At 72.6% G+C, this 13,980-nt stretch carries 15 protein-coding genes; 11 read left to right on the plus strand and 4 right to left on the minus strand.

What is annotated here, in order from left to right; translation table 11 throughout:
- Positions 1 to 5 precede the first annotated feature (5 nt).
- The 3 genes from ACFPIJ_RS40370 to ACFPIJ_RS40380 all read left to right on the plus strand — a co-directional run bounded on the left by ACFPIJ_RS40370 (position 6) and on the right by ACFPIJ_RS40380 (position 2,393).
- On the plus strand, positions 6 to 419 hold the full coding sequence (locus ACFPIJ_RS40370; RefSeq protein ID WP_380123576.1) for a VOC family protein: 414 nt from the start codon (positions 6 to 8) through the stop codon (positions 417 to 419).
- A gap of 77 nt (positions 420 to 496) precedes the next feature.
- Complete coding sequence (locus ACFPIJ_RS40375) at positions 497 to 1,147, plus strand: class I SAM-dependent methyltransferase (RefSeq protein WP_380123733.1); 651 nt, start codon at positions 497 to 499, stop codon at positions 1,145 to 1,147.
- Positions 1,148 to 1,208: 61 nt separating this feature from the next.
- Positions 1,209 to 2,393 carry an MFS transporter gene (locus tag ACFPIJ_RS40380; protein ID WP_380123578.1) on the plus strand — a complete coding sequence of 395 codons (1,185 nt, stop codon included), beginning with the start codon at positions 1,209 to 1,211 and terminating at the stop codon, positions 2,391 to 2,393.
- A gap of 89 nt (positions 2,394 to 2,482) precedes the next feature.
- Here the strand turns inward: ACFPIJ_RS40380 and ACFPIJ_RS40385 are convergent, their stop codons facing one another.
- A complete protein-coding gene (locus tag ACFPIJ_RS40385; RefSeq protein ID WP_380123580.1) occupies positions 2,483 to 2,953 on the minus strand; it encodes an ATP-binding protein in 471 nt (156 codons plus the stop codon).
- A 176-nt stretch (positions 2,954 to 3,129) separates the two neighbouring features.
- Between ACFPIJ_RS40385 and ACFPIJ_RS40390 the strand changes: the two genes are divergently transcribed.
- Entirely contained in the window at positions 3,130 to 3,759 is a 630-nt protein-coding gene (locus ACFPIJ_RS40390) for a DUF1275 family protein (protein WP_380123582.1), read from the plus strand.
- Positions 3,760 to 3,867: 108 nt separating this feature from the next.
- Complete coding sequence (locus tag ACFPIJ_RS40395) at positions 3,868 to 4,746, plus strand: NAD(+)/NADH kinase (RefSeq protein ID WP_380123583.1); 879 nt, start codon at positions 3,868 to 3,870, stop codon at positions 4,744 to 4,746.
- A 7-nt stretch (positions 4,747 to 4,753) separates the two neighbouring features.
- On the opposite strand, the gene ACFPIJ_RS40400 is transcribed toward ACFPIJ_RS40395, so the two are convergent.
- The 3 genes from ACFPIJ_RS40400 to ACFPIJ_RS40410 form a co-directional block, all read right to left on the minus strand.
- Positions 4,754 to 5,536, minus strand: a complete 783-nt coding sequence (locus ACFPIJ_RS40400) for a maleylpyruvate isomerase family mycothiol-dependent enzyme (protein WP_380123585.1) — start codon at positions 5,534 to 5,536, stop codon at positions 4,754 to 4,756.
- A 33-nt stretch (positions 5,537 to 5,569) separates the two neighbouring features.
- Positions 5,570 to 6,844: a condensation domain-containing protein gene (locus ACFPIJ_RS40405; RefSeq protein WP_380123587.1), complete on the minus strand. Its 1,275-nt coding sequence runs from the start codon at positions 6,842 to 6,844 to the stop codon at positions 5,570 to 5,572.
- Positions 6,845 to 6,916: 72 nt separating this feature from the next.
- Positions 6,917 to 7,207: a UBP-type zinc finger domain-containing protein gene (locus tag ACFPIJ_RS40410; protein ID WP_380123590.1), complete on the minus strand. Its 291-nt coding sequence runs from the start codon at positions 7,205 to 7,207 to the stop codon at positions 6,917 to 6,919.
- 91 nt (positions 7,208 to 7,298) lie between these two features.
- On the opposite strand from ACFPIJ_RS40410, the gene ACFPIJ_RS40415 reads away from it, so the two are divergent.
- From ACFPIJ_RS40415 to ACFPIJ_RS40440, 6 genes are all read left to right on the plus strand, one after another.
- Entirely contained in the window at positions 7,299 to 8,951 is a 1,653-nt protein-coding gene (locus tag ACFPIJ_RS40415) for an NAD(P)/FAD-dependent oxidoreductase (protein WP_380123592.1), read from the plus strand.
- Positions 8,948 to 10,378, plus strand: coding sequence for an ATP-binding protein (locus tag ACFPIJ_RS40420; RefSeq protein WP_380123594.1), 1,431 nt, complete (start codon positions 8,948 to 8,950; stop codon positions 10,376 to 10,378). The genes ACFPIJ_RS40415 and ACFPIJ_RS40420 overlap by 4 nt, the downstream gene beginning before the upstream one ends.
- A gap of 33 nt (positions 10,379 to 10,411) precedes the next feature.
- Entirely contained in the window at positions 10,412 to 11,251 is an 840-nt protein-coding gene (locus ACFPIJ_RS40425; RefSeq protein ID WP_380123596.1) for a hypothetical protein, read from the plus strand.
- A 37-nt stretch (positions 11,252 to 11,288) separates the two neighbouring features.
- The gene (locus ACFPIJ_RS40430; protein ID WP_380123597.1) at positions 11,289 to 12,086 is read left to right on the plus strand and encodes a hypothetical protein; all 798 of its coding nucleotides are present in this window, start codon (positions 11,289 to 11,291) and stop codon (positions 12,084 to 12,086) included.
- Positions 12,087 to 12,111: 25 nt separating this feature from the next.
- Complete coding sequence (gene dinB, locus ACFPIJ_RS40435; RefSeq protein ID WP_380123599.1) at positions 12,112 to 13,302, plus strand: DNA polymerase IV; 1,191 nt, start codon at positions 12,112 to 12,114, stop codon at positions 13,300 to 13,302.
- Positions 13,303 to 13,421: 119 nt separating this feature from the next.
- Positions 13,422 to 13,955, plus strand: a complete 534-nt coding sequence (locus ACFPIJ_RS40440; RefSeq protein WP_380123736.1) for a phage integrase central domain-containing protein — start codon at positions 13,422 to 13,424, stop codon at positions 13,953 to 13,955.
- Positions 13,956 to 13,980: the final 25 nt, after the last annotated feature.

Here is a 13,980-nt window from a genome sequence, read left to right on the forward strand (position 1 = left end):
ACGGCATGGACATCTCCATCCACTCGGCGTTCCTGCCGCACACCGATCCGGACGAGTCCCTCGCCTTCTACCGCGACGCCCTCGGCTTCGAGGTCCGCAACGACGTCGGCTACGAAGGGCTGCGGTGGATCACCGTCGGCCCCGCCGGCCAGCCCGCCGTGTCCATCGTCCTGGAGCCCATCGCACCGCCCGGCAGCGGCCGGACCGACGACGAGCGCCGCACCATCGAGGCGATGATGGCCAAGGGCACCTACGCCGGCATCAACCTGTCCACCCCAGACCTGGACGCCCTGTTCGACCGGCTGCGGGCCAACGACGCCGAGATCGTCGAGGAGCCCGCCGAACAGCCCTACGGCGTCCGCGACGGCGCCGTGCGGGACCCCGCCGGGAACCTGATCCGCATCCAGGAGCAGGGCTGATCCCGGCCGCCCGCTATGACGGGCACGCGGACTGGTACGACACGACGTTCCGCCGCTACGGCGACGCGTCCGCGGACCTGCTCGCCCGGCTGCTCGGCCCGGCCGACCCGGCCGATCCGGTCTGCCTCGACATCGGCTGCGGCACCGGCCTGCACTTCGCCGCGGTCGCGGCCGGCGGGCACACCGTCATCGGCGTGGACCTGTCCGCGGACCAGCTGCGCGTCGCCGCGGCCCGCAACCCGCGGCTCGTCCGCGCCGACGCCGGGCGGCTGCCGTTCGCCGCCGCCTCGGTGCCGGCCGTGGTCATGACGTACATCCACACCGACGTCGAGGACTTCGCCCGCGTCATCGCCGCGGCGGCCCGGGTCCTGCGCCCCGGCGGGCGGCTCGTCTACCTCGGGCTGCACCCCGCCTACGTCGGTCCGTTCCTGGACCGGCAGGACGAGGTCGAGCGGCACGAGCTGCGCCTCGCCGCCGGATACGGCGACGAGCGCCACGCCGTCGACCCCACCGGCCGGTTCCCGGTGCGCAGCCGGGTCGGGTCGCGGAGCCTGACGCTCGCCACGTTCCTCCGCGCATTCCTGGTCCAGCCCTCGCTGCGGCTGGAGGACGTCGTCGAGGTGGACACCGACATGCGGCCGTGGCAACCGCCGCCGGGCGACGGACGGGTGGTGCCGTGGAACCTCGCGGTGACCGCCCGCACCGCATTTCCGCTCGGGCCGGGCTGAGGGATCGCCCCGGGCGGAAATGCGGTGCGGACAGTGGGCGGCTTCACGTACAACTGCCGGGGTGTTGACACTCTGGGCCGCGGTGCTGGGGCGGCCGTTTGCGAAGGCCCTCGCCGTCACGAACCTGCTGACCCGGCTGTCGGCCGGCGCGGTCACCCTGGCGCTGGTCCTGCTGGTGGAGCACGAACGGGGGTCGTTCGGCGCGGCCGGGATCGTGGCCGGCGTTTTCGCCGTCGGCACGAGCGCCGGCGCGCCCTTCATCGGCCGCCTCGTCGACCGGGCGGGCCAGACCCCGGTGCTGCTCGCCACGGCGGCCGTGCACGGCGCGGCGCTGCTCGGGCTGGCGCTGCGCCCGTCGGCGCCGCTCGGGGTCCTCGTCGCGCTCGCCGCGGTCGCCGGCGCGGCCAGGCCGCCGGTCGCCGCCTGCATGCGCGGCATCTGGATCGCGATGCTGGGCGAGGGACCGCAGCTGCGGGCGTCGTACCGCCTCGAGAGCGCCCTGCTCGAAATCGGTTTCGTGGCCGGTCCGGTGGTCGCCGGCGCCGTGGTCGCGGTCGGGCGGCCCGCCCTCGGGCTGATCCTCACGGCCGGGCTCGCCGCGCTGGCGACCACCGCGTTCGCGCTGCTGCCGCCGGCCCGCGCGTGGCGGCCACCGGCCCGCGCGTCCCGCGGCGTGCTCGGGCCGCTGCGCGCCCCGGCGATCCTGTCGCTGGTCGGGTCGCGCACGGCGCTCGGCGTCGCGATCGGGGCACTGCAGGTCGCGGCCGCCGCCTACGCAACCGCCGGCGGCCGGCCCGGGTTCGCCGGGGTGCTGCTCGGCGGGTTCGCGGCCGGCAGCCTCCTGGGCAGCCTCACCCCGCACCTGTCACCCTCGTCGTTCGGCCTGCTGTCGGCGGCGATGTGCGCGGCCCTCGCCCCGCTGCTGCTGCCCGTCGGGCTGTGGTGGCTGGCGGCGCTGTTCGTGCTGGCCGGGACGCCGCTCGCGCCGTTGAACGCGATCGCCTACGAGCTCACCGACCGGGCCGCGCCCGCCGGGACGGGCACCGAGGCCCGCATGTGGACGGGCACGGCGACGGCGGCGGGCACCGCGCTCGGCAGCGCCCTCGCCGGCGCGGCCGTCGACGGGGCGTCGGCCCGGGCCGCGGTCGCGGTCGCCCTCGGCGGCGCGGCCGTCGCGGCGGTGATCACCTTGCTGAGCCGCCGCGCGGTCACCGTGGCCGCCGCCGCCCCGCTGCCCACCGCCTGACGGCACCGTCGGCGGCGGTGGGGCGCCCTCGCCGCTGCCGACCGGGTCAGCGGCGTTGCCGGCACCGTGGGCCGCGCGAAGCGCGAGGGTCAGCGGCGTTGCCAGATCTCGGCGTCGCTCGTCCAGCGCAGGGTGGTGACGGCCTGCAGGACGAGGCCGCCGGTCTGGCCGGCGGTGAGGTACAGCTCGTCGGCGAGCGCGCGGATGATGTGCAGGCCACGACCGTGTTCGTCGAGGACCGCGAAGTCCAGCGCGGCGAGCTCGCGATCGGACATCTCGGTCGCGAGGACCAGGCGGCCGGGGTCGATCACCGAGCCGTCGTTGACCACATGGATCACGCACCGCAGGTCGCTGACGTCGATGGTGATCTCATAATCGTCGATGTCACGGGCGTGCTCGATGACGTTGGCGCAGGCCTCGGTGAGGATCAGGCCGATGTCGTCGCGGCAGCCGGGCTCCACGCCGAGGGTCCGCAGGGCCTGGTCCAGGAGGCGACGGGCCATCGGCACCGTCGCGGCGTCCCGCGGGAGATGGAGTGCGAGCCGCAGCGCGATCGACACCGTGCCGTCGCCCCCTCTCCCTGGTCGTCTTCAGAAGCCGTCCCGACTTCAGAAGCCTTGTCGCCTTCAGAAGCGACCGTACCCGCAGCACCACCTGTTTCATGTTTGTCACACGACAAACATGCTCATCCGGTGCGGGTGAGGGTGGGTCGCGCGGATCTGGGCACGGGTCACGGATGCGACGAACACAGTGGTTGCTGGCCCTCGCGGCCGGGTACGTCGACGGGATTTGCCTGCTGTTCCTCGGTGGCGTCTTCGGCAGCGTCGTGGTCGGCAACCTGGTCGTCCTGGGCGTATCCGCAGTGCAGCGACTGCCGGAAACGGCACTGCGTGCCGCGGTGTCCGTCGCCGTGTACGGCGGGACCGCGCTGCTCGCCCGGCGGGTCGCGCCGAGCCGCTGCCTGGTCGGGGCCCTGCTCGCGCTGTGCACCCTGTGCGGCGGGTGGATGGTGGCGCACCACGACCCGCGCGGCCTCACCCAGCTGCCGTTGCTCGCCCTCGCCGCCATCGCGACGGGGCTGCAGCACGCCGCCGCCCGCGACCCGATCGACGCGGCCGCGGCGCCGCCGGTCGTGAAGGGCCCGGCGCTGCTGCCGCTGGCGTGCATCCCGGTCGGCGCCGTGGGCGCGGGACTGCTGCTGGAGCGGGTGCCGTGGGCCGGTCCGCTACCCGCCGTCCTGCTCGTCGCCATCGCCCTCGTGGTGGGATCGCTGCGCCCGCCCGCCGTGGCCGCTCCCCAGGCCCGGCACCGCGAACCGGCCCGGCACCACGAACCGGACCTGCACCACGAACCAGTCCGGCCGTAACCAGTCCGGCCGTAACCAGCCCGGCCGTAACCAGCCCGGCCGTAACCAGCCCGGCCGTAACCAGCCGGCTGTGGCCGGCCCAGCGGTGATCGGTCGTACAGTTGCGCCATGGGCATGGTGCACACGGTCGGGCTGGTCCTGCATCCCCGGCGCGACTCGAAGCCGGCGATCGACGCCATCATCGACTGGGCGAGGACCCGCGACGTGACGGTGCTCGGGCTGCCCGACGAGGTCGACCGCATCGACTGCACCGCCGTCGCGGTCAACGCCGACGAGCTGGTGAGCCGGGCGTCCCTGGTCGTGAGCCTCGGCGGCGACGGCACGATGCTGCGCAGCATGCGGCTGCTGTCGGGCAAGCCGACGCCGGTGCTCGGGGTCAACCTCGGCCGGCTCGGGTTCCTCGCCGAGGTCGCGGTGGACGACCTGCCGGCGGCGCTCAGCTCGATCGACGCGCACCGCTACACGGTGGAGCCGCGGATGGCGATCCGCACCCGGTTGCCCGACGGCACCGACGTGACCGCGTTCAACGACATCGCGCTGGTGCGGGTGCCCGGGCAGGGGCTCGCCGCGATCGGCATCTCGATGCAGGGCTACCCGTTCGTGCGATACTCCGCGGACGCACTGATCGTGGCGACGCCGACGGGGTCGACCGCGTACAGCTTCTCCGCCGGCGGCCCGATCGTCTCGCCGAACGTCGAGGGCATCCTGGTCGTGCCGGCGGCGGCACACTCGGCGTTCAACCGGGCGATGGTGCTGTCCCCCGACGAGGATCTCGACCTGGAGCTGCTGCCGTCCAGCGGTCGCCTCGTGATGGAGGTCGACGGGGTCCTCAGCGCCGAGCTGAAGCCCGGCGACCTGCTGACCGTGTCGGCGGCGCCGTCCGCGGCGAAGGTGGTGCGCCTCGGCTACACCACCTTCTACGAGCGGGCCCGCCGCAAGCTGCAGGTCAACGGCAGCCTCGAGGTCGAGGAGCCGCCGACCCCCTGACCCCGGGTCAGCCGAAGGCGACGTGGCCCAGCCAGTGCCGCAGCAGCGCCTCGTCGCCGGTCACCAGCAGACCGTCGGGCGTGCGGCGGCGATACACCATGAGCAGCAGCTGCCGCAGCGGCGCCCGGACCGTCACGGCGGCCGGTCCCACCCCGCGCCGCCAGGTGTTGACCTCACCGGTCAGGTCGACGAACCAACCGGCGGGCACGTCGACGGACCCGCCGTCAGGCAGGTCGTCGGCGAGCAGCGCGACGGTCCGGCCGGGGCCGAGGATCTCCTTCTTCGCCGGGTCGAGCTCGAAGTGGATCGGGTGCGTGTCCAGCTCCATCCACTCGTCCAGGGCGTCGACGGCCACGTCAGTGGCGACCTCGAACGGCGTCCCTGCGGCCAGGGTCGCGTCGGCGCGGTGCACGAGCGTCTCGTGCGCGAAGCGGCGCGCCCAGAACGGCATGCCGCCGGCGTCGACCGGGGTCCACACGGGCTCGTCGGGGCCGGCGTCGAGCAGCGCGGTGGCCAGCTCGTGCGCGCCGTCGAGGAGCCAGCCGGCCGGAACCTCGCCGGTGTCGTCGCCCGCGACGTCCCGGACGATGCCGTCGGGCAGGAAGCCCGTGGCCCTGGTCCGGACGATCCCGGCGGCCCAGCGGTGCCCGCCGCCGATGTGCCGCAGCAGGGCCCCGAGCGTCCAGTCCGGACAGGACGGCACCGGCCGCCCCAGCGGGGCGTGCGGCAGGTCGCTGACGAGCAGTTCGGTCTGGGCGACGATCCACGAACAGTGGTCCTCGAAGCGCATGGTTCCCCATCTCGTGACGCAGCGGTGATGCTGTCACGAGACGGTCGGAGCCACGATCCGTTCCTCGACACGCGCGGCGCCGACCGCGACGCGCTCCATCGCCCACAGGAGGGCCTCGGCGTCCGCCGGCGCGAGGAGGTGGGTGTCGACGTACAGCGTGATCTCCACCGCCTCGTCGGAGCCGTCGACGTTGAGGAACAGCGCGTTCGATGGCTCGTCCTGACGGCCGATCCAGGCGAACTCGCTGCGTTCGGGCCGCGGCACGTCCTGCAGGGCGCCGCCGAGGCGCCGGTCGTTGAGGCTGACGTCGAGGGCGACCTGCGGGCCGCGGTCGGCGATCACGGCCGCTATCACCGCGTTCAGGTCGAGGCGGTTGTAGTACGCGTACTTGTACGCGGCGATCGCGGCACCGCGCGTGCGGTGCAGCACTGCGGGGAAGTCGCCGGCGGCGTGGATCACGCACAGGCCCGGCTGTGACACGGGGGCGACGACACCGCCCAGCCCGGCCCGGAAGCGGTTGCTCGACACCAGCCGCAGCGGTAGCACGGTGACCCCGGTGAGCTGCGCGAACGCGATCGCGAACGCGGCCGGCAGGGCCGGCGCCGGCTCGACGCCCTCCCGCAGCGCCGCCTCGCGCAGCGCCTGCGGCAGCACCGTGGAGCGGAACACGCCGATCCAGTGCCGTGGGGTGTGCACGTCGGTGGACGGGGCGAGCCGCGGGACGGGGAGGGCGCGCAGGTGGGTGTCCCAGTGCCGCAGCGCGGCGGCGTTCTGCCGCACGCCCGCCGGGAGGGCCTGCCGGCGGGCCTGTTCGAGGGCGGAGTGCCCCCCGACGGGAACGGTGGTGCGGGCGTCGGTCTCGGTCATCATGAGCACCGCGCCGGCGCCGTCCATGACGATGTGGGACATGACCAGGACGACGTGGCTGCACACCCCGCCGTCGCGGACGACGGCCATCCTGACCGGCCACTCGTGGGCGTAGTCGAAGGGGGCGTCGCGGAACCGGGCCTCGACCGTGCCCGCGTCCACGTGGTCGAGGACCTCCAGCTCGATCGAACCGGATCCGTGCACGACCTGGCGCGGCGGCCCGTCGCCGTCCGGGACCAGCCGCGTGCGCAGGCACTCGTAGCGGCTCATCAGGAACCGCAGCTCGCCGGCAACGTCATCGAGGGTGGTCCCGGGAGGCAACGGGCGGACCCCGCCCATCGCCATGGCGTGCCCGACCGCGGTCATTTTGAGCCAGATGTCCAGCTGTCCCCACGACAGCGGGCCGCTGCCGGCGCCGCTCCCCTCGAACGTCACCCTCATACGGCTTACTTTAGGCCCCGAAATAACCCCGGATAACTGCCCGAAAGTAGCCGATCGTCTATGCCGGTAGCGCTACGGGTGGGAGCGCTCGGGCAGGCCTTCGACCTTGAGCAGGGCGTCGTCGGCGTAGCACCAGACCCACTCCTCGCCCGGCTCGAACGACTGGACCAGGGGGTGACCGACGCTGTTGTAGTGCGCGGTGGCGTGCTTGGCCGGCGAGGAGTCGCAGCAGCCGACGTGCCCGCAGCTCAGGCAGACCCGCAGATGCACCCAGCGACCGCCGGCGGCGAGGCAGTCCTCGCAACCCTCCGCGCTGGGCTGGACGTCGTTGATGGTGTCGAGGTGCTCACACGGTTTGCTCACGGAGCACACCGTATCCGGTCCCGATCCGCACGGAGAGCGAGACCGCGGGCGGTATTCGTGGAACGCCGGAACGCGTGGTTGGATTGGGACCATGGCCAAGCCAGCGATCTTGACCGTGGACGACGATCCCGCGGTGTCCCGGGCGGTCGCCCGTGACCTCCGCAAGCAATATGCCCAGGACTACCGCATCATCCGCGCCGACTCGGGCCAGGAGGCCCTGGACGCACTCAAGGAGCTGAAGCTGCGCGGCGAGCAGGTCGCGGTGCTGCTCGCGGACTACCGCATGCCCAACATGACGGGGCTGCAGTTCCTCGAGGAGGCGATGGACCTGTTCCCCCGGGCCCGCCGGGTGCTGCTGACCGCCTACGCCGACACCGACGCCGCGATCCAGGCGATCAACGTCGTCGACCTCGACCACTACCTGCTCAAGCCGTGGCACCCGCCGGAGGAGAAGCTGTATCCGGTGATGGACGCCATGCTGGAGGCGTGGAAGGCCGCACCCGACCGCCCGGTCGCCGACGTGAAGATCGTCGGGCACCGGTGGTCGGCGCCGTCGTTCAAGGTCCGCGACTTCCTGGCCCGCAACATGGTCTCGTACCGCTGGTACACCACGGACGACGCCGAAGGGCAGCGGCTGCTGACCGCCGCCGGGCTGACCGAGGCCGACGTGCCGCTGGTCGTGACCGCCGAGGGCAAGACCATGGTCGCGCCGACCGAGGCCGAGCTGGCAGTCCAGGTCGGGCTGACGACCACCCCGGCATCGGACTTCTACGACCTGGTCGTCGTCGGCGGCGGACCGGCGGGTCTCGGCGCGGCGGTGTACGGCGCCTCCGAGGGCCTGCGCACGGTGCTGCTCGAGGAGCGGGCGACCGGCGGGCAGGCCGGACAGAGCAGCCGGATCGAGAACTACCTCGGCTTCCCCGACGGCGTCTCCGGCGCGCAGCTCACCGACCGGGCCCGCCGCCAGGCCGTCAAGTTCGGCGCCGAGCTGCTCACCGCGTGCCGGGTCACCCGGCTCGCCGTGGAGGGCTCGGCCCGCGTCCTGCACTTCGAGGACGGCACGACGATCGCGGCGCACAGCGTGATCCTGGCGACCGGGGTCTCCTACCGGCGGCTCACCGCACCGGGCCTGGAGCAGTTCCACGGCCGGGGCGTCTACTACGGCTCCGCCTCCACCGAGGCGCCGAGCTGCTCCGACCAGGACGTCTACATCGTCGGCGGGGCGAACTCGGCCGGGCAGGCGGCGATGTTCTTCAGCCGGTACGCGCGACGGGTCCACCTCGTCATCCGGGCCCCCAACCTGAACGCGTCGATGTCGCGGTACCTCATCCAGCAGATCGCCTCGGTGCCGACCATCGAGGTCCACCCGTGCACCGAGATCATCGGCGCCGACGGTGACGAGCACCTGGAGCGGCTCACGCTGCGGTCCATGGACGGCAGCGGTGAACGCACCGTGGACAGCTCCTGGCTCTTCATCTTCATCGGCGCGGAGCCGCGCACCGACTGGCTCGACGGGGTGGTGCAGCGCGACGCGCGCGGGTTCGTGCTGACCGGCCCGGACGTCGAGAGCGGCGCCGACCACGCCGCGCTCGGTCGTGACCCCTATCACCTGGAGTGCAGCGTGCCCGGAGTGTTCGCGGCGGGCGATGTGCGCGCAGACTCGGTGAAGAGGGTGGCCTCGGCCGTCGGCGAGGGTGCGATGGCCGTGTCACTGGTGCACCGGTATCTGGTGGAGGGTCAATGAGCCGTCGCCTGTCATTGGACGAGCTTCGTGGCTTGTTCCTGTTCGAGGCCCTCGACGAGGACCAGCTGGGGTGGCTCGCCGAGCGTGGCGTTGCCGTCCGGTACGGCGTCGGCGACGCCGTCTACCGGGAGGGCGAGACCGCGACCTGCTTCGTCGTGCTGCTGGAAGGCATGGTCAGCCTCAGCCGCAACGTGCGTGGCGACGACGTCGAGCTCAACCGCACCGACCAGGTCGGCGTCTACGGCGGCGCCACCCAGGCATATCTCGGCGACCGGGTGCCGCAGGTCTACAACAACACCATGCACGCGATCACGGACGTCGAGGTGTACGAGCTGCCGGCCGTCGAGCTGGGTGCCGCGATGCGCCAGTGGTTCCCGATGGCGATGCACCTGCTCGAGGGCCTGTTCTTCGGCATGCGCAACAACAACCAGGCCGCCGCCGAGCGGGAGCGGCTGCTCGCCCTCGGCGCCCTGTCCGCCGGCCTGACGCACGAGCTCAACAACCCGGCCGCGGCGGCCGTGCGCGCCACCGCCGTGCTGCGCGACCGGGTCGCCGGCATGCGCCACAAGCTCGCGATGATCGCCGACGGGCGGCTCGACGGCCAGCAGTTGCACGGGCTGGTCGAGCTGCAGGAACGCGCGGTCAAGCTGGCGCAGAACGCCCCGAAGCGCTCCGCCCTGGCGGCCAGCGACGCCGAGGACGCCATCGGCGACTGGCTCGACGAGCGTGGTGTCAACGGCGCCTGGGATCTCGCCCCGACCCTGGTCGCCGGCGGCGTCGACGTGCTGTGGCTGGAGGACGTCAAGCTCTGCGTCGGCAAGCTCGACCTGGAGCCCGCGGTGCGCTGGCTGGTCTACACGATCGAGACCGAGCTGCTCATGGGCGAGATCGACGACGCCGTCACCCGGATCTCCGGTCTGGTCGGCGCGGCGAAGCAGTACTCGCAGCTGGACCGCGGCCCGTTCCAGGTCGTCGACGTGCACGAGCTGCTCGACGCCACCCTGATCATGCTCAACGCCAAGATCTCCAAGCAGGGCGTCCGGGTCGTCACCCACTACGACCGGAACCTGCCGCCGATCCCCGCGTACGCCGCCGAGCTCAACCAGGTCTGGACGAATCTGATCGACAACGCGGTCGCCGCGATGCACGGCGACGGCACCCTGACGATCAGCACGTCCCTCGACGGCGACTGCCTGGCGGTCGAGGTCGCCGACACCGGCACCGGCATCCCCGCCGAGGTGCGCCCACGAATCTTCGAACCGTTCTTCACCACCAAACCGGTCGGCGAGGGCACGGGCCTCGGGCTGGACATTTCGTACCGCATCGTCGTGAAGAAGCACCACGGCGACATCCGCGTCACATCCACGCCCGGCGACACCCGCTTCACGGTCCTGCTCCCATTGACGGAGGCCGCCCCGACCGCGTGACAGCCGCCCGCAGATGCGTCATGATCACGCGTCATGGGGGAAGCAGCGGCACCGCCGGCGAGCGCGCCGGTGCGGCAGCGGCGCGGGTGGCTCGCCGGGATCGCCGGGGCGCTCACCCTCGGCGCGCTCGGCGCCGGAATGGCCGGCTGGCTCGCCTGGCACACCGCGCCGGACCTGCCCGACAACCAGACGGTGCTGGAGATCGCGCAGCCCCTGGTGCCCGGGGCGACGCTGACGGTCGACCGGCGCCACGAGCCGCCGTTCGGCTACGACCCGCCGTACGACGGGCAGCGGGCCCGCTTCTACGGCAGCGACGACTACTACGGCGGCTACGTCTCCGTCCGCGTGGAGCCGTCGCCGCAGGACCTCACCGGCGCCGTCCGCACCGCCCGGCGGGCCCTCGCCGCCGACGGCTGGACCGTCCACACCCGCGAACCGCACCTGCCCGGCATGGACGAGGGCGTCGCCGCGGTCAAGGGCGACCTCGTCCTGCAGGTGTACCCGGGCGACGGCAACCTGCTCACCCTGGAGGTCGACCGGCGGCAGCCGTGGCCGGTGGGACCGCTGGTCGCCCTCGGCGGCCTGGCCGGCCTGGCGCTCGGCTGGGTCGGCATGCGCCGGCTGGTGGCCCGCGCGCCCCTGGCCGCCGGGTTCGCGGGGGCGGGCATCCTCGTCCTCGCCCCGTGCACCCTCATCACCGTCCCGATCGTCGCCGTGATGTACCTCGCCCCGGACACGGAGACGGTCGCGTCCTGGGACATCTACACCGCGATGATCTTCCGGCCGCTCGGCAACATCGGCTTCGCCCTGCTGATCGTCGCGGCCGTCGTGGCGTGCTTCGAACGGCGCCGCACCACCACGACCGTCAGTTGACGCCGTGCGGACCCCTTCGGCGAACGGAGCAACCCAGGTGCAGCACACCCGCAGGCAGTGGATCGCCGGGATCGTGGGCGCGCTGACCCTCGGCGCGCTCGGCGCCGCGCTCGGCGGCTGGCTCGCCTGGGGAACCGCACCCGACCTGCCCGACGACCGGGCCGCGATCACGCTCGTGCAGCCCCTCGTGCCGGCCAGCCGGCTGAGCGTCGACCGGCGGCACGATCCGGCCTTCGGCTACGACCCGCCGGAGGGCGCCGCGGCACTGCTGCTCGGCGGCGACGACTACAACGGCGGCTACGTGGCCTTCCGCGTCGATCCCCCGTCGCAGAACCTGACGGGCGCCCTGGGCATCGCCCGGCAGGCGCTCGTCGACGGCAACTGGACCGTCAGCACCCGCCCCGCAGATCTCGCCGGCCAGCTCGACGGCGTCGTCGCCGTCCGGGGCGACCTGGTCGTGCAGGCCTACCAGGAGGGTGCGAGCGGACTCGTGCTGGAGATCGGCCGGCGGGAGCCGGCGCCGGTCGGGCCGACGGTCGCGTTCGGCGCACTGGCCGGGCTGGTGCTCGGCTGGCTCGGGATGCGCCGGGCGGCCGAGGGCACCCGGCTCACCGCGGTGCTCGCCTGGACCGGCGCCGGGTTCCTGGCGCCGTGCACCCTGCTGACGTTTCCGATCGCCATCACGATGTACGTCGCCCCGGTGACCGGGACGGTCGCGTCCTGGGACATCTACACCGCGTTCGGCTTCCGGTTCCTGGCGAACCTCGGCATCCTGCTGCTGCTCGCCGCGACGGCCACCACGCTGATCGAAAGGCGGCGACACTTGCCCAGGTAAGGGCGCCTCATGCGAACATATGTTCGTGTCGGAGGGTGCCTCGATCCTGCACGCTGACCTCGACGCGTTCTACGCCTCGGTGGAGCAGCGCGACGACCCGCGCCTGCGCGGGCGCCCGGTGATCGTCGGTGGCGGGGTCGTGCTCGCGTGCAGCTACGAGGCGAAGCGGCGCGGCGTGCGCACCGCGATGGGTGGCCGGCAGGCCCGGCAGCTGTGCCCGGACGCGATCGTGGTGCCGCCCCGGATGCGGGCGTACTCCGAGGCCAGCAAGCGGGTGTTCGAGGTGTTCCGCAACACGACCCCGGTCGTCGAGGGGATCTCGATCGACGAGGCGTTCCTCGACGTGCGCGGGCTGTGGCGGATCGCCGGGACCCCGCGGCGCATCGCCGAGCGGCTGCGCGGCGACGTGCTGCGCGAGGTCGGGCTGCCGATCACGGTCGGGGTGGCGAGGACGAAGTTCCTGGCGAAGGTCGCCAGCGGTGTCGCCAAACCCGACGGTCTGCTGGTCGTGGAGCCCGCGGACGAGCTGACGTTCCTGCACGCCCTGCCGGTGGAGCGGCTCTGGGGCGTCGGCGCGGTCACCGCGGCGAAGCTGCACGCACACCGGATCAAGACCGTGGGGCAGGTCGCCCGGCTCGGCGAGGCGACCCTGGTGTCGATGCTCGGCGAGGGCACGGGCCGGCACCTGAACGCCCTGGCGCACAACCGGGACCCGAGGCCGGTCCAGGTCGGGCGGCGGCGCCGGTCGATGGGCGCGCAGCGGGCCCTCGGCCGCGGCCCGCACCCGCCGGCGTTCGTCGAGGCCGTGCTGGCCGAGCTGGTCGACCGGGTCTCCAGGCGGCTGCGGGCGGCGGAGCGCGGCGGCCGGACGGTGGTGCTGCGGCTGCGCTTCGCCGACTTCACCCGGGTCACCCGCTCGCACACCCTGGCGAAGGAGACCTGGCACACCGGGACGATCCTCGCCGCCGTGCACAAGCTCCATGGGGAAGCCGCCAGCCTGATCGCGAACCGGGGACTGACGCTCATCGGCATCGCCGTGGCGAATCTCGACGGCGACGGCGCCGTACAACTCGAACTGCCGCTGCAGGCGCACACCGGCGGTGAACTCGACGCGGCGATGGACCAGGTCCGGGACCGGTTCGGCTCGGCGGCGCTGATGCGGGCGTCACTGCTGGGCCGGCAGCAGGGGCCCACGACTCCCCTGCTGCCGGACTGAACTACCGGCCCACAACCAGGCCATATGGAACTTCAGCTGCACGGACGCCATTAGCACTATGTGCGCTTGCTACGCTAACCTACGCTACAGATACAGCGATCTACGTAACTGTTGCCACCATTTGGGAACACGAAGTAAGGAACGAGCAGCAGCCTCGTGACTGGATCCTTCCAGCCATCGGACACCTCCCCCTTGGCGAGGTCGGCGGGCCCGACCTCGCCGCCATCATTAAGAAGTTGCGCGCCGTCATGGCCGAAACCACCGTCACCCGGTACTTCTCATGCACACACGCCATGTTCGAAGCGGCCGTTCGCGAGAAGAAGATCGACGACAACCCGTGCAAACGCACAGATTTCAAGCGGCAGTCGTTCGCAGCCGACACCCCCGACGAGGGTGAGCATGTCTACCTGACGCCGGCCGAATATCGGCGGATCTGGGACAACCTGCACCACGCCGCCCGCCCCCTCGCCGACTTCATGATTCACACCGGAACGCGCTTCAGTGAGGCCACCGCCGCAAGCCCGGACCAGGTCAACACCACCAAACGTCAGGTCATGGTCGACAAGGCGTGGAAGAAGGAGAAGGACGGATCGTGGAGGATCGGGCCTCCGAAGAGCGGGAAGAAGCGACCCGTACCAGTCGGCACTGGGTAGGCCGACGTCCAGTCGAGCCGGGTTG

The organism is Dactylosporangium cerinum (assembly GCF_042653625.1).
In the GTDB taxonomy this organism is placed as follows: Bacteria; Actinomycetota; Actinomycetes; order Mycobacteriales; family Micromonosporaceae; genus Dactylosporangium; species Dactylosporangium cerinum.